The 24,773-nt window shown below is 29.5% G+C and carries 25 protein-coding genes, 2 tRNA genes and 1 rRNA gene; 7 read left to right on the forward strand and 21 right to left on the reverse strand.

The window, feature by feature from the left end; genetic code table 11:
- The first annotated feature begins 643 nt into the window (after positions 1 to 643).
- Positions 644 to 1,111: a 2-C-methyl-D-erythritol 2,4-cyclodiphosphate synthase gene (gene ispF, locus VIM70_RS22235; protein ID WP_331947961.1), complete on the forward strand. Its 468-nt coding sequence runs from the start codon at positions 644 to 646 to the stop codon at positions 1,109 to 1,111.
- 400 nt (positions 1,112 to 1,511) lie between these two features.
- On the opposite strand, the gene VIM70_RS22240 is transcribed toward ispF, so the two are convergent.
- The 8 genes from VIM70_RS22240 to VIM70_RS22275 form a co-directional block, all read right to left on the reverse strand.
- Positions 1,512 to 3,425 (reverse strand): EAL domain-containing protein, encoded by a 1,914-nt coding sequence (locus tag VIM70_RS22240; RefSeq protein ID WP_331947962.1) that lies wholly within the window; start codon positions 3,423 to 3,425, stop codon positions 1,512 to 1,514.
- Positions 3,426 to 3,634: 209 nt separating this feature from the next.
- Positions 3,635 to 3,841 carry a hypothetical protein gene (locus tag VIM70_RS22245; RefSeq protein ID WP_331947963.1) on the reverse strand — a complete coding sequence of 69 codons (207 nt, stop codon included), beginning with the start codon at positions 3,839 to 3,841 and terminating at the stop codon, positions 3,635 to 3,637.
- A gap of 105 nt (positions 3,842 to 3,946) precedes the next feature.
- Positions 3,947 to 4,945, reverse strand: a complete 999-nt coding sequence (gene argF / locus VIM70_RS22250) for an ornithine carbamoyltransferase (protein ID WP_331947964.1) — start codon at positions 4,943 to 4,945, stop codon at positions 3,947 to 3,949.
- A gap of 78 nt (positions 4,946 to 5,023) precedes the next feature.
- Positions 5,024 to 6,232 (reverse strand): arginine deiminase, encoded by a 1,209-nt coding sequence (arcA, locus tag VIM70_RS22255; protein WP_331947965.1) that lies wholly within the window; start codon positions 6,230 to 6,232, stop codon positions 5,024 to 5,026.
- A gap of 133 nt (positions 6,233 to 6,365) precedes the next feature.
- The gene (locus VIM70_RS22260) at positions 6,366 to 6,959 is read right to left on the reverse strand and encodes a DUF1836 domain-containing protein (RefSeq protein ID WP_331947966.1); all 594 of its coding nucleotides are present in this window, start codon (positions 6,957 to 6,959) and stop codon (positions 6,366 to 6,368) included.
- A gap of 661 nt (positions 6,960 to 7,620) precedes the next feature.
- Complete coding sequence (locus VIM70_RS22265; protein ID WP_331947967.1) at positions 7,621 to 8,721, reverse strand: NlpC/P60 family protein; 1,101 nt, start codon at positions 8,719 to 8,721, stop codon at positions 7,621 to 7,623.
- 191 nt (positions 8,722 to 8,912) lie between these two features.
- On the reverse strand, positions 8,913 to 9,755 hold the full coding sequence (gene rsmI, locus VIM70_RS22270) for a 16S rRNA (cytidine(1402)-2'-O)-methyltransferase (protein ID WP_331947968.1): 843 nt from the start codon (positions 9,753 to 9,755) through the stop codon (positions 8,913 to 8,915).
- 55 nt (positions 9,756 to 9,810) lie between these two features.
- On the reverse strand, positions 9,811 to 10,557 hold the full coding sequence (locus VIM70_RS22275) for a tRNA1(Val) (adenine(37)-N6)-methyltransferase (protein ID WP_331947969.1): 747 nt from the start codon (positions 10,555 to 10,557) through the stop codon (positions 9,811 to 9,813).
- 236 nt (positions 10,558 to 10,793) lie between these two features.
- Between VIM70_RS22275 and VIM70_RS22280 the strand changes: the two genes are divergently transcribed.
- Positions 10,794 to 11,450, forward strand: a complete 657-nt coding sequence (locus VIM70_RS22280) for a PIN domain-containing protein (protein ID WP_331947970.1) — start codon at positions 10,794 to 10,796, stop codon at positions 11,448 to 11,450.
- Between the two features lie 53 nt (positions 11,451 to 11,503).
- On the opposite strand, the gene VIM70_RS22285 is transcribed toward VIM70_RS22280, so the two are convergent.
- Positions 11,504 to 12,115, reverse strand: a complete 612-nt coding sequence (locus VIM70_RS22285; RefSeq protein ID WP_331947971.1) for a LysM domain-containing protein — start codon at positions 12,113 to 12,115, stop codon at positions 11,504 to 11,506.
- A gap of 224 nt (positions 12,116 to 12,339) precedes the next feature.
- Positions 12,340 to 12,597, reverse strand: coding sequence for a YkuS family protein (locus VIM70_RS22290; protein WP_331947972.1), 258 nt, complete (start codon positions 12,595 to 12,597; stop codon positions 12,340 to 12,342).
- Positions 12,598 to 12,794: 197 nt separating this feature from the next.
- Between VIM70_RS22290 and VIM70_RS22295 the strand changes: the two genes are divergently transcribed.
- From VIM70_RS22295 to VIM70_RS22305, 3 genes are read left to right on the forward strand one after another with little or no spacing between them, the layout of a single operon-like run.
- Positions 12,795 to 14,069 carry an efflux RND transporter periplasmic adaptor subunit gene (locus tag VIM70_RS22295; protein WP_331947973.1) on the forward strand — a complete coding sequence of 425 codons (1,275 nt, stop codon included), beginning with the start codon at positions 12,795 to 12,797 and terminating at the stop codon, positions 14,067 to 14,069.
- A 29-nt stretch (positions 14,070 to 14,098) separates the two neighbouring features.
- Entirely contained in the window at positions 14,099 to 14,815 is a 717-nt protein-coding gene (locus VIM70_RS22300; RefSeq protein ID WP_331947974.1) for an ABC transporter ATP-binding protein, read from the forward strand.
- A complete protein-coding gene (locus VIM70_RS22305) occupies positions 14,812 to 16,002 on the forward strand; it encodes an ABC transporter permease (protein WP_331947975.1) in 1,191 nt (396 codons plus the stop codon). Before VIM70_RS22300 ends, VIM70_RS22305 begins: the two co-directional genes overlap by 4 nt.
- A 92-nt stretch (positions 16,003 to 16,094) precedes the next feature.
- On the opposite strand, the gene VIM70_RS22310 is transcribed toward VIM70_RS22305, so the two are convergent.
- The 7 genes from VIM70_RS22310 to VIM70_RS22340 are packed head-to-tail and all read right to left on the reverse strand — an operon-like array spanning position 16,095 to position 20,873.
- A complete protein-coding gene (locus VIM70_RS22310) occupies positions 16,095 to 16,298 on the reverse strand; it encodes a heavy-metal-associated domain-containing protein (protein WP_331947976.1) in 204 nt (67 codons plus the stop codon).
- A gap of 11 nt (positions 16,299 to 16,309) precedes the next feature.
- A complete protein-coding gene (locus VIM70_RS22315) occupies positions 16,310 to 17,221 on the reverse strand; it encodes a stage 0 sporulation family protein (protein ID WP_331947977.1) in 912 nt (303 codons plus the stop codon).
- 1 nt (position 17,222) lies between these two features.
- On the reverse strand, positions 17,223 to 18,167 hold the full coding sequence (locus tag VIM70_RS22320) for a DNA polymerase III subunit delta' (protein WP_331947978.1): 945 nt from the start codon (positions 18,165 to 18,167) through the stop codon (positions 17,223 to 17,225).
- A gap of 57 nt (positions 18,168 to 18,224) precedes the next feature.
- The gene (locus VIM70_RS22325) at positions 18,225 to 18,554 is read right to left on the reverse strand and encodes a cyclic-di-AMP receptor (protein ID WP_331947979.1); all 330 of its coding nucleotides are present in this window, start codon (positions 18,552 to 18,554) and stop codon (positions 18,225 to 18,227) included.
- Positions 18,555 to 18,569: 15 nt separating this feature from the next.
- Positions 18,570 to 19,190 (reverse strand): dTMP kinase, encoded by a 621-nt coding sequence (gene tmk, locus VIM70_RS22330; RefSeq protein ID WP_331947980.1) that lies wholly within the window; start codon positions 19,188 to 19,190, stop codon positions 18,570 to 18,572.
- Positions 19,191 to 19,233: 43 nt separating this feature from the next.
- The gene (locus VIM70_RS22335) at positions 19,234 to 20,682 is read right to left on the reverse strand and encodes an aminotransferase class I/II-fold pyridoxal phosphate-dependent enzyme (RefSeq protein ID WP_331947981.1); all 1,449 of its coding nucleotides are present in this window, start codon (positions 20,680 to 20,682) and stop codon (positions 19,234 to 19,236) included.
- Positions 20,661 to 20,873, reverse strand: coding sequence for a sigma factor G inhibitor Gin (locus VIM70_RS22340; RefSeq protein ID WP_331947982.1), 213 nt, complete (start codon positions 20,871 to 20,873; stop codon positions 20,661 to 20,663). Before VIM70_RS22340 ends, VIM70_RS22335 begins: the two co-directional genes overlap by 22 nt.
- Before the next feature lie 257 nt (positions 20,874 to 21,130).
- Between VIM70_RS22340 and VIM70_RS22345 the strand changes: the two genes are divergently transcribed.
- Positions 21,131 to 22,261: a M20 family peptidase gene (locus VIM70_RS22345; protein WP_331947983.1), complete on the forward strand. Its 1,131-nt coding sequence runs from the start codon at positions 21,131 to 21,133 to the stop codon at positions 22,259 to 22,261.
- Positions 22,262 to 22,342: 81 nt separating this feature from the next.
- Here VIM70_RS22345 and VIM70_RS22350 read toward each other — a convergent pair whose 3' ends face one another.
- The 3 genes from VIM70_RS22350 to VIM70_RS22360 form a co-directional block, all read right to left on the reverse strand.
- Positions 22,343 to 22,837, reverse strand: coding sequence for a hypothetical protein (locus VIM70_RS22350; protein ID WP_331947984.1), 495 nt, complete (start codon positions 22,835 to 22,837; stop codon positions 22,343 to 22,345).
- Between the two features lie 341 nt (positions 22,838 to 23,178).
- Positions 23,179 to 23,253: transfer RNA gene (locus tag VIM70_RS22355), tRNA-Cys, on the reverse strand.
- 5 nt (positions 23,254 to 23,258) lie between these two features.
- Positions 23,259 to 23,334, reverse strand: a tRNA-Phe gene (locus VIM70_RS22360).
- Between the two features lie 310 nt (positions 23,335 to 23,644).
- On the opposite strand from VIM70_RS22360, the gene VIM70_RS22365 reads away from it, so the two are divergent.
- Entirely contained in the window at positions 23,645 to 24,376 is a 732-nt protein-coding gene (locus VIM70_RS22365) for an NAD-dependent protein deacylase (protein ID WP_331947985.1), read from the forward strand.
- A 64-nt stretch (positions 24,377 to 24,440) separates the two neighbouring features.
- On the opposite strand, the gene rrf is transcribed toward VIM70_RS22365, so the two are convergent.
- Positions 24,441 to 24,558: ribosomal RNA gene (gene rrf / locus VIM70_RS22370) — 5S ribosomal RNA — on the reverse strand.
- Positions 24,559 to 24,773: the final 215 nt, after the last annotated feature.

Consider the following 24,773-nt stretch of genomic DNA (forward strand, 5'->3'; position numbering starts at 1 on the left):
AAATCGTTATATTTTTAACCTTTTAAATTATAAAGATATAATAACTATTAATATTTAATATAGTACCTTATTTTTTACTTTTTTTTAAAAATTATTTATGTTTTTTTAATAAAATAGTTAATAATTTGAAATACATTATTGATTTTTATTTACACTCACAGATTATGCACATAAAGATTTAGTAATCCACAACAGCTTTTAATTTATGTATTTTTTTGTAATTTTTTCATTGGAATTTAAGAGTTATTAACATTATCCACATTTTTTTTGTGTATAACTTGTGGAGTTGATGTTAATGATAAGTTATGAGTTACAATTATCTGTATTTTACAAAATATATTGTAAATATTTAGATTTCAAATAAAATATTTCAATTTTTTTTTATGAAGTTATCCACATTATCCACAGTTTTGTTGATAACATGTTGATAACTTATTATTTATTTTCTTACCCTCTTGACATTTATTATATGTCTAATATCAGCCTCTCTTGTTGCCATTCATATATACTTATTAACGTTACAATAATAAAATATCTTGATTAGCTCCATTTGACATGGTATATTAGGCACATAAATAACAATTAAAAAAATATGGCTTATAATAAAAATATTTATATATTAGTTTGAAAAGAGGTAATTTGTATGAGAATTGGAATGGGATATGATGTTCATAAATTAGTTAAGGGTAGGAGTTTAATACTTGGTGGAGTAACTGTGCCCCACGAGAGTGGATTACTAGGTCATTCAGATGCAGATGTTCTGATTCACGCTATTATGGATGCTCTTTTAGGTGCGGCAGCTCTTGGTGATATTGGGAAGCATTTCCCTGATAATGACACTAAATATAAAGGCATCTCTAGCATCACCTTGCTTAAACATGTTGGTAGTTTAATAAAAGATAGGAATTATATAATTGAAAATATTGATGCTACAATAATCGCACAAAGACCTAAAATGGCACCACATATACCCTATATGGTAAAAAATATTGCAATTGCACTACAATTGCCTATAGAAAAGGTTAATGTTAAAGCTACTACAGAAGAAGGTCTTGGTTTTACAGGAAAAGAGGAAGGAATTGCTTCTAATGCCATATGTCTTTTGAAATAAAAAAGAAAAAAGTATATATTACTATTAATGCATTCTCTTCGATAAGAACTACTAATTTTATTTTTAATTAATCTGCTAAAAAACATAAACTCGCTGTCGCTCAAACATATGTTTTTCCTAACGCATCTTAATTAAAAATAAAATAAGAAGTTCTAAATCTTGTTCAAATGCATTATACGTAATATATACTTTTTTTAGCGCATAAAAACATTAAATATAATCACCAAGGCCACTTCTATAAAAGAAGTGGCCTTAAATCATCACTTATGCATCTAAGAATCATTATAATCTATTTTACCTCTTAACTATGCCCTATTAAAGCTTTCTTCGTGTAAGCCATTGCAAAGCTTATTTAAACTAAACACATAATATTATATTATATAACTATATTGTTAAAATTCTAGAACCCTTGGTTCCAAATTTCATAATTCGCATAATCAATAAGCATAGCTGACGAAAAAAGTGTACCTTGTCCGTATTCAACTCCTAGCTCTATTAGCTTTTCTTTCTCTTCCAAATTTCGTATTCCTTCAGCTATAATTTTCATGCCAGTTTTTATAGCCATTTTAACCATATGCTCTACCATTAATGCTTTTACTTCATCTGTATCAACATCTCTAACTATTTCTTGAGAAATTTTTATAAAATGTGGCTTCATCTTTATTAACTCCACCATATTAGAATTACCCTCTCCAAAGTTATCCATAGCTAATTTAAATTTAAGTTCCTTTGCAAAATTACGCCAGAAAGCACTTCTTGGTATTCTTTGAGTAATTTCTAAAACTAAGTTTGTCCCTTGTAATTTATTTATAACTTTTTTTATAGTATGTCTTGTTGTATCCGATTGCAGTTTAAAAAATAATCCCTCTTTTATAAATGGTTCAAGTTTATCAAGGTAATTGCATAACTTATCGCAAGCTAGCAATGTAAGCTTTTCTAAATCTCCAGTAAGCCTAGCTTTTTCAAACATTTCATATGGAAAAAATTCTAATCTTGAATCCCTAACTAGTATTTCTAATGAATTAACAGTTCCTGTACTTAAATTTACTATAGGTTCAACCGTAAGCTCTATAGATTTATTTTTTATTATACCTGAAATATGATATGCTTTTTCATCAATTTTATATATTGATTCCTCATCTAGATACTCACTTATTGAAGTTTCATCTAAAAACCATTGAACACTAGTACTTGATGATAAGCTAGGGTTATACAAATCTATAAGTTCATGCTTTAAAACAGCTCTTAGGTTATACATTGTATATATCATTGCCGCCATTCTTTTATTTTCATCCTTTGTTTTGCGGATGAAATTTAGCCCTGCAGAAACTCCCGCTAAATAAAAAGATGGCTCATACAGTTTATTTCTAGAATCAGAGAGTAAGTAGTCTATAGCATGTCTTAATTCCGGTATTATATCTCTAAGTATACTTGCCCCGTCTCCATCCGGTATATCAACATATTTCACATTTTTGGTTAATTCTCCACATAAACTAATCCAGTATTTTCTTTGTTTATTGTTATCAAATTTTAAATAATCCATTAGTGAGTGTAATTCTAAGTACCTTGTATCATAAAAGATATTACTATGAAGTTGGTAACTTCCAAAATCAATAATAGATGGTTTTTTTACAGAAACAATTATATTCCCACCATGTAGATCACCATGTATACACGAATCCAAATATTTCATTTGTCTACCGCACCAAACATCTTCATCTGTAAAGAATTTATAAGGATTAGGGAAGAATTTATCAACCCCATCAATAGCTAACCATTTCTTGTCATCGTCAATCATTAGGGTTTCAAATGCCTTTATAAGCTTTTTATCCATAAATCTGTACCCTAAGGAGGTTTTCATTATATCAATTGGGGATTTAATTTCAGATATATGGGGTTTATTCCAAGTATATAAAAATTTAGCCACTTGCTCTGATGTTTGTTTAACTAATGCTAATTCATTTTCAAGTGAATATTTAAGGGTTTTAATTCCTAGTACATTATCTCCCCCTAATTCATATAACACTCCAAATCTCTTTAAATTATTGCCACATTGTATTTCCACTTCATCAATAATTTTCGGAATATATCCTTCAATAGAATTTTCTCTTGATTGCAAAAAGGCACTATTATGTAGTCCACTTTCATTCATTTCCTGAATTTTTAAAACTCCTAATTTACGAGATTCACCAAATTCCACAGTATATACTGCAGCTACAGATTGTCCATCATTTAATTCATTTATTATTTCTATAGGCTGATTTTCTTCTGAGAATTTTTTTAGAACCATTATTTTTTCTTGCTGGCTTAGCATATTTTGCCCCCTGTATCAATTTTTGTGTTTATACTGATATTTATAATATATATAAACATACCTTTCTACAGACTGATTATATTTTATGTTTTCTAAAATTATAAACCATTTCTAGTTAAATTAACAGTGTATAAACTGTTAACTATACTAAAAATGAAGAAAACCACACAAGCTTTATTAATTATAAGGCCTGTATGATTAACTTTAAATTAACTAAATAACTTCCTTGTACAATAATATTTATCGTCTCTTATTTCTAAGTCAAACTCATTTATAGATGTAATTCTATCATGCTGCTCTACATGAAGTACATATCCTTCTTCATTTTTTCCTTGAAAAAAAACTTTAGTGTAATTCATAACTTCCACTTTATCTCCACAAATATCATAAATTAATTTTGGTATTTTATTTAGCATATATATCTACCCCTTTAATATTTAGTAACTATAAATTAATAAATATTACGGTGCACCAATATTTATGCTAAAAATATTGTTAAAGAGGATTTATTTTTTTAGAAATTAGTTTCCTAATGTTGCTACCATAACTGCTTTTATAGTATGCATTCTATTTTCAGCTTCATCAAATACTATAGAAGCAGAACCTTCAAATACTTCATCTGTAACTTCAACACCATTTATTCCAAATTTTTCAAATACTTCTCTACCAACCCCAGTTTTTAAATCATGATATGCTGGTAGACAGTGCATAAATTTAGTATCTTTATTATGTGTCAAATCCATCATTTCTTTATTAACTTGATATGGCTTTAATACACTAATTCTTTGTTCCCAAACTTCATCTGCTTCTCCCATTGACACCCAAACATCGGTGTATATAACATCTGCATCTAATACGCCCTTGGCTACATCATCAGTAATAGTGATTTTTGCTCCTGTATCCTTTGCTACTTCTCTACATTTGCCAACTAGTGCTTCTTCTGGAAATAATGAAATTGGAGCAACTATTCTAAAGTCCATTCCCATCTTGGCAGCTCCTATCATAAGTGCATTTGCCATATTATTTCTTCCATCACCAGCATAAACAAATTTTATTTCGCTTAATGGTTTTGTAAAATGTTCTTGCACGGTTAAGAAATCTGCAAGAATTTGTGTTGGATGGTCTTCAGTTGTTAATCCGTTCCATACAGGCACTCCAGCATATTTAGCTAATTCTTCAACTATTTCTTGACCATAGCCTCTATATTCTATTCCATCGTACATTCTACCAAGAACTCTCGCTGTATCTGCTACAGATTCTTTTTTACCAATTTGAGTTCCTGTAGGTCCTAGATATGTAACATGTGCTCCTTGGTCTAGCGCACCTACTTCAAAAGCACACCTTGTTCTTGTGGAGCTTTTTTCAAATATCAGTGCTATATTCTTACCTTTTAATGACTGCCTCTCTGTGCCTGCATATTTAGCCCTTTTTAAATCTCTAGCTAAATCAAGAAAATAATTAATCTCCTTTGGTGAAAAATCCATTAATGTTAGAAAACTTCTGTTTCTTAAGTTAAACATAAAAATTCCCCTCTCTTATCTTTAATTTTTATTATAATAATGTACCATTAAGTCATAAATTTCAATGTGTTTTTATCTTTATATTAAATTATCTCTATACAAAGGCATAGACATGCACCTTGGACCACCTCTACCTCTTGATAGTTCACCCGAGGCCATTTGAATTACCTTTATATTGTTTTTATCTAAAATTTCATTTGTTACATAATTTCTCTCGTAGGTTATTACTGTGCCAGGTGATATGGCTAGAGTATTGGATCCATCATTCCATTGTTCTCTCCCTGATATAATTTTATCTCCGCCACCACACCGTATTAAAGTAATGTCTTTTTTTAAATGATTAGAAAGTATTTTTTCTAAACTACCTTCTTCTTCTCTAGTTTTCAACTCTTTATTTTTATAATCATAAGTTATTGCTGTAACCCTTAGTGTGCCTTCTATTCCCGGATGGACAGTAAACTTATCATAGTCAATCATTGTAAATACGGTATCTAGATGCATGAATGCCCTAATCTTAGGAATATCAAAAATTAAGATTGTTTTTAGACCCTCTCCATTTTCAAATATATTTTTAGCCATCTTTATAATTGCTTGTTTATCAGTTCTTTCACTATGGCCAATTGCAATAACTTCTTTTGATAAAATTAATTCATCGCCACCTTCGATATTATATACCTCATTTCTGTCATACCACAACTTAATACCTGAGTCCTTAAAATCTGGGTGATATTTAAAAATGTATTTCCCAAATATTGTTTCTCTTCTTCTAGTTTTAGTCTTCATAGAATTCAAACTTATTCCATTTCCAATACATGCAAATGGATCACGAGTAAAATATAGATTTGGCATAGGATCCATAATAAATGGATATTCGTCATAATGTTCTTTGACCCCTATTTCTTTTTTTCTTATTCCTGCCATTACCTTATCTATCATTTCTATTTCTGGTATAGAGTATAAATATTCTTTTAAAGATGTTATTATTTGCTTTTCGTTTATACCACATTCCTTTATAACTTCATTTAAAAATAGTTCCTTAACCAAAGGATCTTTTACTGCTTCAACAGATAAATCTTCAAGGTACAATGTCTCTACACCATTTCCCTTTAATATGTTTGCAAAATTATCATGTTCTTGCCTTGCTACCTTTAGAAATGGAATATCATCAAATAAAAGTCTTTCTAAATATTCTGGTATAAGATTTTCAATCTCTTCTCCAGGTCTATGTAAAAGAACAGTCTTTAAATTTCCTATTTCTGAATAAATATTGATTTTCCTCTTATCCATATCTCGTTTGCCTCCTGAACTAAACATAATTTCATACTATCGTCTTATAAAGCACTAAGCACTAATTAATTTTATGAAAAAATAAAAGACCTCTGCTTAAAAGGATCTTTTATTTTCGCAAAAAATTAAATTTTTAATTCTCATAGTCATTAACAATTTTTTGCACTAATTTTTTTATAGCACTAGCTTGTGATACTAAAGTCATAACCACTAGAAACACTGATATTCTTTCTTTATCACTTTCTAATAAATCTAATTTATCTATTATCTTTTCTAAGCTTTCTTTATCACAAAACTTATTTGTCGCAAAATCATCAATGCTTTCTTTTTGCATATCAGAGAAGATTTTATAAGCATTTTCCCATGTAATAATATCATCACTTCTGTCATTTATTTCATTAAAAGCTAATCTAAAAACTTTTCTAATTTCCTCTGTTGTAAGTATAGGTCGCATGTAGCTAAGTAATACTAATTGGGCAAGATGTAATTTTGTATAACCTCTTTTCTTACTATCTTCTGGTTTCGATATAACTTCGCTTTTTATATAATTTTGTACTATATTATTAGTATAATTTTCACAATCAAATTTATCATTTAAGTAGTCAATAACTTGAGATATAAACAAATCATACTTAGGCAATTCTTCATATTGAATTATGCTGTTTCTTGATATTTCTTTTGACAATGCATTTATATTTTCAAGATTAAATTTAACTTTATCCACCATTTATCACCTTCCAAAAATTAATATACTTTATAAACATACTTTTGATCAATTACATACAAATTTATATATATTTATATTATAAGGTATTGATAACCTATTACAAGTTATTTTCTATAATCTTTATATATAAAACCTATTTATACATTATAGTATATCTAAACAATCCCATTAATATAATTATATTATTATAATTCTCATATAATAATTTGCAATAATTAATTCTTAACATAAATTTCATTTTACGAGAATATTAAGAAATTAACAACAATAATCCCACATAATACATTTATACTTATGCAGGATTCTTGTCGTTAAATTTGTTTTATTCACAGTTTCTATTGCAAATAACTAAATTTTAATCATTATTACTAAACTATCCACAGTTTTCAACATTTAATCAACAGAACCTGTGGACAATTATGCCCATTTATAAACCCTTATTTTAAAAGCCTTTACACATGAAAAGTAGTTATAACAAAATTTTTATGCACATTGTTCGCTATTGTTAACTTTTCAAATTGTTAATTATACAACTTCATTTCTTATTACACATTTAAAATAACAAATATCTATTAAAAATAGATTAAAATTAAACGTTTACAGTCAATGAAATATAGCAAAAAAAACAGACTATTTTAAAATAGCCTGTTCTAATCCAAAATTACATAACTCTTCTTGCTGTTAGGTAATCACTTCTTGTTAATGCTGATATTTTAACAACATCACCTGTACTAGGCGCATGAATATATGAGTTATTGCCTACATATATACCTACATGATGTGGATCTGAAGATGTACCAAAGAAAATTAAGTCTCCTGGTTGTAAGTTTTCTCTAGGTACGTATGATCCTACATTTATCTGGGTAAATGTAGTTCTAGGCAATGTAACTCCAAAATGAGCATATACATATTTCGTAAAGCCAGAACAATCAAAAGTATTTGGGCCATTAGCACCCCATGCATATGGTGTTCCTAGAAAATTACTTGCATAAGCAACTATTGCATTAGAGCTTATTGATGTCGATCCTCTAGATGGTGTATACTTTGGTGCATTATTTTGTATTTGTTGTATTTGTTTCATTGTAGCATTTACAGTAGCTTGTCCATCATTAAATGTACTAGAAGCTAATTGATTTTGAGTTTTAGCTTTTGCAATTAACACATTTTGTTGTACTTTTTTTGCATTAAGTGCGGTTAATTTATTTTCATTTTCAACTTTTAATGCTAGTAAGTTAGTTTTTTCAGTCTCAAGAGCTACCTTTTTATTTTCAACTTCGCTTTTTTTAGCTGTTAATTCTGCAATAATTTTATTATCATATTCTACAATTTTCTTAACGTTTTCAACTCTTGAAATAAGATCTTCTATTCCCTTTGAATTAAGCAGAATTTCTACATAACTGTCTACACCATTCATATACATAATTCGCATTCTCTTATTAAATAAGTTTTCTTCTACTTTAATATTATCCTGTGCAACTTGTATATCTTTTACCGTTTGTGTTATTTGCTCTCCAGTTTCGCCTATTTTTGTTTTTGTGTTGTCTACTTGTTCATATGTTTTTCCTATGTCTGTATCTAATTTTTCAATTGAAATTTCTATATTATCAACACTGTTTTGTGATTTATTGTAATCGGCCTTTTGCTGTTCAAGTTGTTTTTGTTGAGTGCTAAGTGTACTTGATAATGGGTCTGCCATTACCTGCATACTTAATGTAGCTACCAATCCAATTGTTACCATTAATGATATTATTCTTTTGCTCAACCCAATTCCCCCCTGTAATTAAAATATAAATATCTATGTATTTCATTCATTATTAAATCAACATTTTAAAATCAACATTTTTAGTATAACCTATTCTATGTCAAATCTCAATGAAAACATAATATAAATTGTAAATTATTTCACATTTTGTTTTGATTCTCACAATAATTTTCTTAAGATTTATACTATATTTATATGTTCAATGAATATTTGTATATCTCTGATTTAGGTTTATTTCTATCCTTTGCGACCTTTTTCATTGCATCTTTTTTATTTATTCCTTCGTCCATATATCTCCTTATGTGCTCCTCTATAGTTAATGAATCCCATTTAGCTCTTTCATCCTTATCTATAGCTTCCTTACTCTTACCTTCGATTACTAATACATATTCTCCCCTTGGTGAGTTTTGTTTATAATATTCAATAGCCTCTTCTAAAGTAAGCCTAATTATTTCTTCATAAAGTTTCGTAAGTTCTCTACACATTGATATTTTTCTATTCCCAATATTTTCATATAGAAATTCTAGTGTGTTTAGAAGTCTGTGAGGAGCTTCATAGAAAATTAAAGTTTCGCTCCTATCTATTAAGTCATCAATAATAGGCTTTCTATCTTTGTTTTCCCTTGGCATAAAACCTCTAAATATAAATTTGGTAGTATCAAGACCTGAATACACAAGTGCCGTTGTAATTGCAGTGGCTCCAGGTAGAACCACAAATTCTACGCTTTGCTCTATACATTTTGAAACTATCACACTTCCCGGGTCTGATATTCCAGGCGAGCCTGCATCACTGATTATGGCTATATTTTTACCTTCTTTTACTTGATCAATTATATTTTGACTTCTTCCTTGTTCATTATGCATATGGTAACTTATAAGCGTTTTTCTAATATTAAAATGACTCAAGAGTTTTAAGCTTTGCCTTGTGTCTTCTGCCGCTATAATATCTACACTTTGTAAAACTTCTAATGCTCTAAGCGTAATATCCTTTAAATTCCCTATAGGGGTTGGAACTAAGTATAATTTCCCTGCCATTCTTATCTCCCTTTATCATAATATTTACATTTCTTTATCTTATTTAATTTATTTGCTATTCTATTATATCTGAATTATACATATCATTAATTTCCTGAGTGTACCCGCCATCCTCATTATGAACATAAAGTGGTGGATCCCATTTTAAAAAGCTCCCTCCATCTCGCTGGCCTTCGATGAGTACGATATTAGGTGCCTTATTTACGCTTGGGTGCACCATTCTTATACGTTTAGGCTCAATTCTATGTTTTCTCATAGTGCATAACACATCAGCTAATCTATCTGGTCTATGTACCATGTATAATCTTCCACTATCACGAAGTAGAACTCTACATGCGATAATTACGTCTTCTAATGTACAGCAAATCTCATGCCTTGCAATTGCATTTTTATCATTTAAACTTATTAATCCTGAATTATGAAGTTTATAAGGTGGATTAACTGTAACAATATCTACTTTTGGAATACTTTTAATAAGTTCTAGATCCTTTAAGTCCCCACTTATAAAATTAATTTTATCTTGTAGATTATTGAACTTTACGGATCGATTCGCCATTTCAACAAGTTCTTCTTGAATCTCTACCCCAATTAGACTACTTGCATTTGTTTTACCTGCCAATATGAAAGGGATTATACCCGTACCTGTACATAAATCAACAATTTTAGAATTTTTTCTTACTTTAGCAAAATTAGCAAGTAAAACAGCATCCACACCAAATCTAAAAGCATGTTTTTTTTGAATAACATGAATGCCATTTAGTTGAAGATCATCTAAAGTTTCATCATTTCTTAAAAAATCCATTATTATCTCCTTACTATGAAATTTATTTTCACTATATTTCTAACAATAAAAGAAGTATACCTCAATTTTTATAAAAATCATAATTTTACTATAGTAATATAAGTTTTTATTGTTTTTTATTAGGCTTAAATTGATTTTTTCATTAGTAATAAACTAATTAATTAGAAAACTACTATTAGTAAACATTGTTGAATATATATTATATTATATAATAATCGATTATAATGAGGTTAAAAATGCAATTAATATTATACCCTTTTAAAAATATAGTTTTTAATAAAAATTCTGTGTTATTAGATGCATCTTTCTTGCTCAGCTTAATATATGATGATGATATAAAACATAGTGATTGTTTATCATGCTTAAAGAAACTTTCTGAAGGAAATTGCGACTTTTACACCACCAGTATTATATCTGCTGAAGTTTTGAATAAAATACTTTACAAATTATTTATTAGTGATATTCAATGTAAAATTAGTAATAATAGCCCCTATAACTCAAACGACAATATTAGAACTATAACCAATAGCTTTAGCAGACATGATACAAAAATATTAAAAGAAAAGAGAAAAGACAGACTTATTCATATTCCATATAAAAGGTATTTTGATAATATTTCTAAGAATTCTATAAAAAGAAGTTTGCTTAATATCTATTATAGTAAGTCAGTTGAAATAATATCAGAACTGGAAAAAATTATAAATATAAAATATCTTAATATTTCTGAGGAATGTATCTCTCTAGTTAAAACCTTTATGTGTGAGAGTTTATTATCTGTGAATGATGCCTTTCACATAGCTTCTGCTCAGCACAATAATATAGATTTTTTACTTACTTTAGATGGTGACTTTATCTTTGCCGAAAGCAGTGAGATGAAAATACTTAAGATTTAAATAAAAAGAAGTGTATTTTGATTTTCTCAAAATACACTTCTTTTTTAAAGCTATTATTTGGGAATATTAATAACTGATCCAATCTTGATAGCATTCTCATCTGTAATATTATTTGTTTGTTTTAGCATGTCTATCGCTTGTTTTACATTATATGAAGACATATTATTTTTAGCAATTGAAGTTAATGTATCTTGTTTTTTAACAGTATATTCAATATTACTTGTTTGCGCAACTGTTGCCTTTGATGTTTGTATTGCCTTTTCATAAGGTATTACTATCTTTTGGTCCTTTGTAATCTTATATGAGTCATTCATACTATTTCTATTTTTAATGAATTCAACGATTTCACTTTGATCATGATTAGGCATATACGTTTTTACTATACTAAACACTGTGTCATTCTCTTTAACAGTATATACTCCAACATTAGTTTTATCATCTATATAGGTAGCATCCATTTCATTACTACTAACCCCTTGAATATCTTCATTTGAAACGCCATTGCTCTGAATCGCTGTTGAATTATCGCTTTGTACTACACTATCATTCTGCGATTTTACACTAGCAACATTTTCCTGTCCTCCAATAAACCTTACTGCGAAAAACACACCTAAAATTACTACAGCAATCGTAGATATACTAATTATTCCTTTTTTTAAATTCATATTTAAAACCCCTTTCATATTTATTAGTTAATGATTTACATTTGAATTATTGACATAATTTAGAAATCTCATACAAGTAATATACTTTTCATCATTTTAAAATAAGCTTATTAATATTAGCCCAAAATTTGTTCACGTATTTAACCCCACCTTAAATAAAAAAATTAGGCTGTTAACCTTGAATTTAAGTTAACAGCCTACATATATTAATGTTTTAATTTCTTTTACAGATTATTTTTTTCTATTCGCATCTTTACTTCTTCTAATGTCATTCCAGTTGCATTAATAATTGGGGTAGTTGATATTATTTCCTCTACACCCATAATGTCTTGATTTTCACCTGTAACAATAACAGCATCATACCTATTTAAAAAATTACCTGCATTTTTTTTTCTGTTATCAAATTCTTTGACTGTATATCCTTCGTTGCTTAAATAATCTATAACTGGATTTAACCCTTTTTGGACCGCTATTTTTTTCATATTTTACGCCTCCTTTTAAAATTATTATCTCCAATTTTAAAAAGTGTATTCAAATGACGTCATTTATACTTATTATATTAAAGGAATATGAAATTACATATTATTAACATATTTATAATATATTTCCACTAAAATTTCAGGTTACAATTACATTATTAAATAAAACACAATAAAAACTACAATACTGGAGGTAAATAATGAAAAGTAAAATGACCAAAGCAATAATAACAGGTGTAGTTGTAATCGTAATTACTACTGGTGGTTATGCAGTTTATAATAAAATTTTCAAGAAAACTGTAGCAGTTACTGCAACTAAATTTTCTTCTTCAATAGTTAAAACTATGAGTATATCAAAGACTATACAAGGTACAGGAGCAGCTTATGTTGGTACAAGTTCCAATGTTGCACCTAATAATAATGGTACTATATCAGGTTTAACTGTCAAAGTTGGAGATACTGTAACCGCGACGCAAAAACTTTTTGTTTGTACAGGTTCTGCTCTTACAAATGCCGTAACTGCTGCAACAGAAAAATTGGCAAAAGCAAATTCACAACTTGCAACTAATGAAACCACTCTCACTACGGCAAATTCACAACTTGCAACTGATCAAAGTGCTTCTAAAGTTGATTCAAATAAATTATCATCTGATGAAAAGACGATAAGTGATGCTACCAGTAAATTATCGGATGATACAGAAACAGTCAGTGATGCCACTACTGAACTAACAAATGCAAAGGCTGCAGTTGCCAGTATGACTGTACACTCACCTATAGGTGGTCTTGTAACCACTGTGGTTAGTTCTAACGGTTCTACAGGTAAAAGTAGTGAAAGTTCACTTACAATATCAGATATGAACACAATGAAAGTTAAGGTAGCTGTAGATGAATTAGATATTACATCTGTGGCAGTAGGCCAGAAAGCCACCATTAAATTTGATGCTTTAGCAGATAAAACTTTTACAGGAACTGTTGAATCAGCAGCACAGTCAGGTACTGCTACCAATAATATTACAACATATGATGTAGTTGTAAGTGTTAGTTCTCCAAAAGGAATAAGACTTGGTATGAATGCCAATGTCACTATCGCAATACAAAGTAAAGAAAACGCAATTGTAATACCGTCAGAAGCTTTAATTGAAAGTAATAGCAAAAAATACGTAAGAGTTGAGGCTACTACATCTTCTGATAGCGAAGTAAAAAATAACACCTCCGAAGCTCAGTCAAATAGTAAACTAGTCGAGATTACGACAGGTATAGAAACTGAAGACTACATCGAAGTTACAAAAGGTGTTACAGAAGGTCAAGCGTTAATAGTTCAATTACCAACAAGTAGTAGCAGTACTACTCAAGGTGGAATGGGCGGCATGGGTAGCGGTGGTGTACGTCCAAGTGGTGGTCAAATGTCAAATGGTGGTGCTCAAGCAGGCGGTAACAATAGCGGTTCTAGTTCTAAATCAACAACTACTAAATAATAGGACTTATAATACAGGAGGATAGGTGTATGTCACAAATTTTAAAAAATAAAAACTTAATTGAGATAAGTAATGTAGAAAAAGTATATCGGATGGGTAATGGTAGTTTTAAAGCTATAGAAAATGTAAATTTGACAATATCTACAGGTGAATACGTAGCAATTGTTGGGCCCTCAGGTGCAGGTAAATCCACGCTTATGAACATTGTTGGTTGCCTAGACAATGCATCTTCCGGAGAATATTTTTTAGACGGGGAAAACACAAAATGTAGTGACAACAAGCTTGCAGAAATAAGAAATAAAAAAATCGGTTTTATTTTCCAAAACTATAATCTGATTACTAAGTTGAGTATATTGGATAACGTCTCATTGCCATTGTTGTATTTAGGCTATACAAATAAGGCCGCAAAAGAAAAGGCAAAATCTCAACTCACGAAATTAGGATTAGGATCCCATATAAAACATAAACCAACTGAATTATCTGGTGGACAAATGCAGAGAGTTGCAATCGCTAGAGCTTTGGTTACAGAACCTCAAATTATATTAGCGGATGAGCCAACAGGTGCTCTTGACAGTAAAGCTGGAGCTGAGGTACTTAGAATTCTACAGGATTTAAATAATGAAGGAAATACAATTGTAATAATTACTCATGATAGAGATATAGCTTCCCATGCAAAACGGATGATTACAGTTAAAGATGGTCATATTACCTCCGATGAAATGAATTATAAAGAGGTGACTGCATGAGAATATCACAACTATTTAAAATAGCACTTTATTCAGTTTGGACTAACAAAATACGTTCATTTCTTACAATGCTTGGGATTATTATCGGTATATCTTCCGTAATTATTCTTGTTGGTATCGGTAAAGGCACCGAAAAGGAAATTAGTGATCAAATAAGTAGTTTAGGAACCAACCTTATAACAGTTTCTCTATCGAAAACTGCTTCTATTGATGATGTCGACTTAAAAGAACTTGAATCTAAACCAGGCATTAAAGCAATATCACCTCAAATTTCATCAAGTAATGTAAATGTAAAAGCTGGGAGTAAATCTAGTACCACATCAATAGAGGCATCAAATGAGAGCTATGCAGAAGTAAAAAGTTATACGGTAAGTTCTGGTAGGTTTATAACTGACAGAGATGTTAAAAATAGATATAATGTACTTGTAATCGGAACTGAAACAGCAAACAATATTTTCGGGACCACAAATGTTGTTGGTGAGACAATGTATGTTAGCGGTATTCAGTTTAAAATAATAGGAGTTCTTACCTCAGCAGGAACATCAACAACTGGTAGCGGTGATGATAAGATAATCCTTCCAATAACAACCGCACAAAGGCTACTTAAGACCTCTACTATAAGTACTTATTATATTGAGTCTAAAAGCCAAGCAGAAGTAGATACAGCTATGTCTTATTTAAAAATGTTTCTAAATAAAAAGTATGGACTTAATAATTTAGCCATTAGCACAACTACGGATACTTATTATAGGGTGCTAAGTCAAACAAGCTTACTTACTACAGCTACTTCAACCACTAAAAGTATGAGTAACATGTTAAGTGGAGTTGCAACTATATCTCTTTTAGTTGGTGGAATTGGTATTATGAACATAATGCTTGTATCAGTAATAGAAAGAACTAAAGAAATAGGAACAAGGAAAGCAATTGGAGCAAAAAGAAGAACTATACTAACTCAGTTTTTAATTGAAGCAGCAATTGTAAGTGGTCTTGGTGGTCTTTTAGGTGTATTGTTCGGCTATGCTGGTGCCTATATTGGCAAAACATTCTTTGCCACATCTATTATAATAGCAAACAACGTAGTAATTAGTGCTTTTGCATTTTCAGTTGTTATAGGCTTAGCTTTTGGAATTTATCCTGCGGATAAAGCATCAAAATTGAATCCAATAGAAGCATTAAGATATGAATAACAAAAGTGGATTCCTCGGAATCCACTTTTGTGTATAGAAAATAAAAAGCCTTTAAGGGTGCATCTTCCTTTTTTATATAATTATATATAATTCTATATAACTGTGTACCCAGCATCTTCAATTGATTCAATTAAATTATCCAAAGAAACGAAATAATCATCATATATTATTTCTATTTCTTTACTAGCACTAATTATTTGGCAGGCAATTACTCCATGATTATTTGATATTGCTGTATTAATGTTACTAATATCCTTGGAAGTATTCATATTGCATACTTTTATAACTGACTTCATAATTAGCCTCCTTACTTCTCTTTGAATAATTCTTTTATTATATATGCACTTTCATCATTTGCAGCTAATTCTAATTTAATTTCCTCCACATTTACAGCATCTTCATATCTTCCAGAAATTAATGTTAAGTCTTCAATTTTAACCTCTACTATTTCTTCATCGCTACCATTAAGTTTAGTTCTAATTTTTACAGCTTCTTTTACAACACTATTGCCAATAACTTCTGCTCGACCATAAGGTGTTTCTACTATTGATCCTATAGTAGGCAGAGTTTTTCTTATTTTTTCATAGGTATCCTGCTCATAGTTTAGACAACACATAAGCCGCCCACAAATACCTGAAATTTTTGTAGGATTTAGTGATAAATTTTGCTCTTTAGCCATTTTAATCGATACTGGCGCAAATTCCCCTAAAAATGTTGAACAGCACATAGATCTACCACAAGGTCCAAGCCCACCTATCATTTTTGCCTCATCCCTAACGCCTATTTGCCTAAGTTCTATTCTGGTTCTAAAAACCGCCGCTAAATCCTTTACGAGTTCCCTAAAATCCACGCGTCCATCTGCTGTAAAGTAAAATATAACTTTATTATTATCAAAAGTATACTCCACATCTATAAGTTTCATATCAAGTTCATGTTTATGTATTTTATCTAAACATACTTCATAGGCTTCCGCCTCTTTTCTTTTGTTTTCCGAGTCCTTTTCTGCATCTCCATCTGTAGCCTTTCTAATAACACATTTAAGAGGAGATACTATATCATCTTCTTTTATTTCTTTTATTCCAATAACGCATTCTCCAAATTCTATTCCTCTTACAGTTTCAACAATAACTTTATTTCCCTTTTGAATATCTATATCGTTGGGACTAAAATAGTATATTTTACCAGCTTTTTTAAAGCGTACTCCTATTACTGTAACCATGTTATACCTCCTGCATTTTAAATAGCATTACTTCAAACGCTAAACCTGGGTTAACGTTCCTATCTAAATTTTCTCTAGTATCGTTTATTATATTTATAATACCATTTAATTTGGTAAATGAAAATATATTAGCTAATTCTTTTATACTTAATAACTTATCTATGTTAATAATTAAATTTTCTTCTCCAATTTCTTTATATATTATAGTATCCCTAATATATGAAATAAATACAGTTAATATATCTTCGAATTTTTCCTTTTGATTTGATAGTTTTTTTTCATACTTAATTAGTTCTTCAGTTGTAACTTTATTAAGTTTAAGTAGTATTTCCAAGGTAATATTTCTAATATCCTTGAAATTTTCATCTTGAATGAATTTTTCAGCTTTTCCCGGTATTCCATCACTAAAAGCTATAATAACTTTTATTTCTTCTAATGATAAATCATAATAATTTACTTTTAGAAATTTTTCCATTTCATCTACATTAAGGCTTTTTAGTTTATGTATTTGACATCTTGATTTTATTGTATCCAATATAACTTCTAGATTTTCGCAAAGTAATAATATAGTCACATTTTTAGGTGGATCCTCAATTGTTTTTAAAAAAGCATTTTGAGCTTGCACCGTCATTTTATGAGCATTGTAAATAATAATAACTTTCTTATCACCTTCAAATGGTTTTTTATTAATCTCTTCAACTAAAGTTCTTATAGAATTAACACCTATGGTACTTTTATTCTTATCTATTTTCCATTCCAGCAAATCAACATATTGTTTGTCTTCATTTTTCCCTAATATCAGTAACCCTATATTTTTAGCAAGTATACTTTTTCCTATTCCATCCTCTCCGACTAAAAGATGAGCATGAGATAACTTATCTAATTTTATAGAATTACTTATTTGATTTTTTATATCATTATGCCCTATTAAACTCTCAAAACTCATTTTAGTCCTCCAAGAATAGAAGCAAGTATAAATTTATATATACTTGCTTCTAATTAATTATACCTTTATGTATTTATCTACATCAACTACAAATACATTTGCTCCACCTACATCTACTTCAATAGGGAATGGCATATATACACCTGTGGATCCAGCTACTGGTGATGGTGACGATATTATTTGCTTTCTTTCCTTACATACCTCTTCAATAATAGCTAAAACATCATCTACTTTTTCTTTATCTATACCTATTAGTAAAGTTGTGTTTCCTGATTTTAAAAACCCGCCTGTTGTAGCTAATTTTGTAACTCTAAACCCCTTATCTGTAATTACCTCAATTAAATCATTTGCATCATCATCTTGTACAATTGCAATAACTAATTTCATATAATCCCATCCTTTCTATAATTTTATTTTTTTTAGTGTGTTTATTATATCTTTATGAATTTCGTCTATGTTTCTATTACCATCGATTACTTCTATTTTATCATATTTTTCACAAATATCTAAGTAACCTTCAAAAACTTTTTTATGAAAGTCATTTCCACTGTTTTCTAAACGATCTAAAGTCCTTTGCATTTTTTTCCTTTTTAATCCTTCTTCATATGGAATTGTAATCATAAATATTAAATCCGCTTCTAGTCCATCTAATGCAACTTCATTAATGCTCTTTATCCTATCCATACCCAGGCCTCGACCGATGCCTTGATATACCATTGATGAATAAACAAAGCGATCACATATAACTATCTTTCCTGCCTTTAATGCTGGCTTTATAACCTCACTAACTAACTGTGCGCGAGACGCTGCGTAGAGTAATGCCTCACACATATAACTCATATCAGAATTATCATTATCCAAAATTATTTCTCTGATTTTTTCACTAATCTCTGTACCTCCAGGTTCTCTAGCTCTTACTACTTCATAACCTAATTCTTTTAAATGGTTTTCTAATAATTGTATTTGAGTAGTTTTGCCTGAACCATCTGGACCTTCAAGCGCTATTAGCCGACCTCTTTCCACGCAATCCCCTCCATAAATATGTATGTCTATTAATATATAATATTCATTTTTCTACTGTTGCCACTTTTCCATCATTTATCCCAAGCACTGTTATCTTACACTTCAAGTAATATTCTATCACAGCTATAGTTTTCTTGCTTATCATTTCACCAGGCATCACAATTGGTATCCCCGGTGGGTATGGTACTATAGCAACTGCACTTATTTTGTTTTCTGTATTTTTTAAGTCTACCATATCTTTTTCTCTATCCATTACTTCATATGGATACATCATAATTTTTGGCATATCATAATCTATTAACTCTACATATTTATCCTTTATAGAATTCATATCACAATTTTTCAGAGCTTTGTATAACTTCTCGAAATCTCCATTTTTATTAAACGGCGAACATATTAGAACTACATTTCTACTATCGCTCATTTCAGCTTGAATTTTGTTTATCCTTAGATATTCTAATAACTTATGTCCACTATAACCTTTAGGAACATTTAATATATATCTAGTTAAATCCAAAGTATATTTATTAACATCTTTTGCGCTACTTCCTGATGAATCTATTAAATCTTCTTGACCTAAAATATGAATTTTCCCTAAATTATTTATTTTTTTTCTATATAACTCACATATTTTTATTAATACTTCATAATCATTTTCACCATACTCTTGAATATAAAATCTTGCATAATCCATAGAACATAAAAACATATAAGATGGACTTGTACTTAAAAAAGCACTTACATAAAAATCTACCTTACTAATATCATTGCCTTCCCCTATATGTAAAAAAGCTGTTTGTGTTAAACTAGGCAGGGTTTTATGAGCACTCATAACTACCATGTTCGCTCCCATTTTCATGGGGTTTTCAGGTAATAACTTATTGGCACCAAAATGCGCACCATGAGCAGCATCCACCAATACCTTAATGTTATAACTTTTAGCTATTTTAATAACATATGGCAAATCAAAACATATACCATAATAATTAGGATAGGTAACGATAATTCCTTTAGCGTCTTTATTTTCATTAATTAAAGAAAGAAAATGCTCCTTATCTAAAGGAAAAGGAACATCATATTTTGAATGAATTTTATTTTTAATGTAAACTGGTCTTAGTTTTCTCATAATTATGGCATTAAATATCGAACGATGACAATTTCTCTCTACAATAATTTTATCACCCTCATTAAAGGAGGAATAAATCATTGCTAAATTTCCACTAGTACTACCATTCACTAGAAAATAAGATTTAATACTTGCATAATATTCACTCAATAATTTTTGAGATTCTTTTATAATACCTTCTGCATAATGAAGATTATCTAGTCCATCAACCTCTGTGATATCTCCTTTTATAAAGTTCTTATAAAGTTCACTGCCTTGCGACGTATTTGAAAAACCAAGCCCTCCCTTATGACCAGGCATACAAAACGAAACATTTTTTTCTTTTATATATGTTAACACACCATCTACAAGTGGTAATCCTGACAATCCCTAGTCACCCCTCTTGGTATAAACTGCACTAATGTCTTTCTTATACAGTTCTTGTAATATTCATAAAAATCAGTATTAGCCTTTGATTCTATAATTCTTTCTTCACAATTATTGCAAATTCCTCTTCCATTTATTATTATACCATCATTTAGAGGCTTTCTACATATTATACATTTTTCTTTTTTCATAATTATCTCCTTAAACTTGCTAACTTAAATCATATCCTCATATATTATATTTTATTCAACTGAGTACCATTTCTTATTTTGTCCACATAATTATTCCAAATATATTTATCTACATTTTATGCCATAACTAGCTATTAAAAATTATTATGTGACTCTATGTCCATTAAAACTTTATTTGCTAGTATCAATATATCTGTGTAACTTTGGTTATACTAATTATATTAATATGTATGTAAATTTTGAGAGGGGAATAGTATATGAAACAAGAAATCATAAGTTATATAAGCAGCATAAAAGAGGATATTTATAATTTATCAAATTACCTCTATACTAATCCAGAACCAAATTATAATGAATATAAGGGTTATTCTTATATAGTAAATATGTTAAAAACTAATAACTTTGAAGTACAAGAAAATTATTGTAATATTCCTACTTCTTTTTATGCTCAATATGGAAGTGGCCACCCTAAGATATGTTATATATGCAAATACTCATCTACCGATAATCTAGGTCATCTTTTCGGTAATAACGTAAATGCCAGTATTTCTGTTGCTGCGGCACTCGGCCTATCAAAAGTAATATCTAAAAGCGGTGGGAGTGTAATTCTATTAGGATGCCCAGGAGATTACGTAAATGGATCAGAACTAACTTTAACAAAAGAAAAATGTTTTGATGATATGGATGTTATTATTTCAACGCATTGTGATATAACCAATGCAGAAAGTGGCAGCTCAATGGCTACAATTCCAATTAAAATTAAGTATAACCAAAATAATAATCTTAATAATTTATCATCTTTAGATGTTTATTTATTTATACTTAATGCTTTAAGCCAATTACTAAAGGGATTTAAAAATGGATGTTGTATTGATGCTATTTCTATGAATAATATCACCTCATGCCTTAATTCATTTTCTAAATCAGAGGTTAAATTTTATATTAGAGCTACTAACATAATCGAAGCTGAATTATTAGAAAGAACTATTGTAGACTTTATTAAGTCAACTTCTACAATAATGAATATAACTTACGACATAAGTCGCTTTGAATTGCCTTCACAAGAACTATTATCTAATAAATGTTTATCAAGAATATTTACACACAACTTAAAAGAATCTGGCATTATTAATATAGCTTGTTGTAAGAATACACTATATGGCTTAGGAATAGGTTCTATAAGCCATATAACCCCTTGCATATACCCATCAATATGTATTACAGAAAACCCCTTAATAAGTTGCCCATCGCCTTTATTTGCCCTAGAAACACAAACAGATTTCTGTAAAGACAATATGATAAAAGCTGCAGAGGCTCTTGCCATCACAGGCTTAGACCTTATTGAAAAACAAGATTTACTAAAAGAGATTAGATTCGAATTAAAATAACGTACACAATATGAATATTTCACAATAAAAAAAGAAGTATAATCTTTAAAAATTATACTTCTTATATATATTTATTATCTATTATTGAAATAACGGTTTACTTTTTAATAAATTTATTTTGTTAATGAGAGGAACACTAGGTTCAAAATAAAACTTTTTGAATTTATTCCCTAATTTATATACACAACAGAATTTACTTCCTGTAAAAGAAGAGCAAATATATTTTTTGCTACTACTAATGTGATTATCTGAACTGTAGTCGCTATACTTACCAATAAATTCTATATCCTTCAATTTAATATCTTCTAGTATTGTAACCTCTCCACCCTTTATTCTATGAATAATGAATTGATCAACTACAATTGAATACTTATACTTAATTTTACATTTCGAAAACTCCATATAACAAAGCCCTATCATTATCGTATTAAAGAACATAGTTATAAACGTTTTTATATTAGTGTTACCTATGCTTACCTTAGGCAATAAGTCTGATATGCATATAAATGTAATTAATGTAATAAACAACAACACTATAGCTGGAAACTTTTTTCTTTGAACCATCTCTTTATACATGAAAGCCAGACCCCCTAAAATAAGTTAAACTATTAGACATAAATAGTTTTGTACCCAACATAAGTGATTATACTAGCATTTCATATATTAATCTACTTGTACTAGGTCCTCAATAACATATATACCGTAATATAAGATCATATAATCTATTTATATTGATTTGTATGCATCAATATAAGTATTTCTAAGTTTATCTCCATATTCCCACTCTTTAATAAATGTTTTAGGTATTTTTCTTGTTTATTTATATTGAAAATATGTACTAAATATACTATAAATTACCTATCTTTTATAATTTACCACAATTAAAAAAGGCACTTTGTAATAAATACAAAGTGCCTTGGAGGCGCCACCCGGATTTGAACCGGGGAATAAAGGTTTTGCAGACCTTGACCTTACCGCTTGGCTATAGCGCCATAACTGGTGGCTAGACCAGGAATCGAACCAGGGACACGAGGATTTTCAGTCCTCTGCTCTACCGACTGAGCTATCCAGCCACATTACCTTGCGACGATCGACTCTTCCACAAGATTACCATGTAGTGCTGACTTCCGACGACATGAAACATTTTACCATAATAAAATTATTGTATATTGGTCCTATAGCCCATATACTCAATTTATTCTCATTCTTCTCGCATATTCACTATTAATCCTAACAATATCTCGTATTGATACACTAGGATAAGTATGTTGTTTCTTTTCATATATTTAAGAATTGGAAAATCTCTTATTGAAATATTATTTTCTCATTAATGTGAGCTAGCAATTATTTTAACTGTTATACTATACATAAGGAGTTGAGGTTATGTGTTACGAGTTATTAAAAACAATTATAAAAAATACTACTAATATAGTATTTTTTGGAGGTGCAGGTGTATCAACAGAAAGTTGCATCCCTGATTTTCGTTCCTCAAATGGTTTATATAACATAAAAAATGGTTTGAAATTTCCTCCTGAAGTTATTTTAAGTCATTCTTTTTTTATAAATAATACTGAGGACTTTTTTAAGTTTTATAAGTCTAATATGATTTTTCCAGATGCAGTTCCAAATGATGCACATATTACATTAGCTAAAATGGAAGAAAACAATAAACTAAAAGCTATAGTTACACAAAATATTGATGGCTTACACCAAATGGCTGGTTCAAAAAATGTTTATGAACTTCACGGATCTATACATAGAAATCACTGCATGAAATGTAATAGATCTTTTGATTTGAATTACATATTGAATAGTAAAGCCATAATTCCTACGTGTGATAGCTGTGGTGGTATCGTTAAGCCAGATGTAGTTCTTTATGAGGAAGGTTTGGATATGGATGTCTTAGACTGTTCTATTAAAGCAATAAGTATTGCTGATACATTAATTGTGGGCGGAACCTCTCTTGTTGTATATCCAGCTGCAAATCTCATAAAATATTTTAGAGGAAATAACTTAATTCTTATTAATAAATCCTCTACCCCTTATGATAAACAGGCCAATTTAGTGATTCATGACAGCATTGGGAAAGTTTTAAGTGAGGTATATGACTTTTAATCAAAAACCATTTATATTTAGACAAAATAAAAAAACACTAAGTTAAACTTAGTGTTTTTTTATAACCTGGCGACAACCTACTCTTCCACAAGGTCACCCCTGCAAGTACCATGGTTGCATTGAAGCTTAACCGACCTGTTCGGTATGGGAATGAGTGTTACCTTCATGCCATAATCACCAGATGAGAATATAAATATTCTTTGAAAATTGCACTACCGTTAAATTTGAACAAAATAAAAAACACTAAGTAAACTTAGTCAGGTTGTTTACAAACCCAGTATAATTTTTTATTATACTGGGTTTATTTTACATGTAGTTATGCGATAGCATTTTGAATTATGAATGAGTTAGAACAAAACACTATATTTCGCATTAGAAAATCAAAAAACAGTTGAGA

The organism is Clostridium sp. (assembly GCF_036569345.1).
Classification (GTDB): Bacteria; Bacillota; Clostridia; order Clostridiales; family Clostridiaceae; genus Clostridium_AD.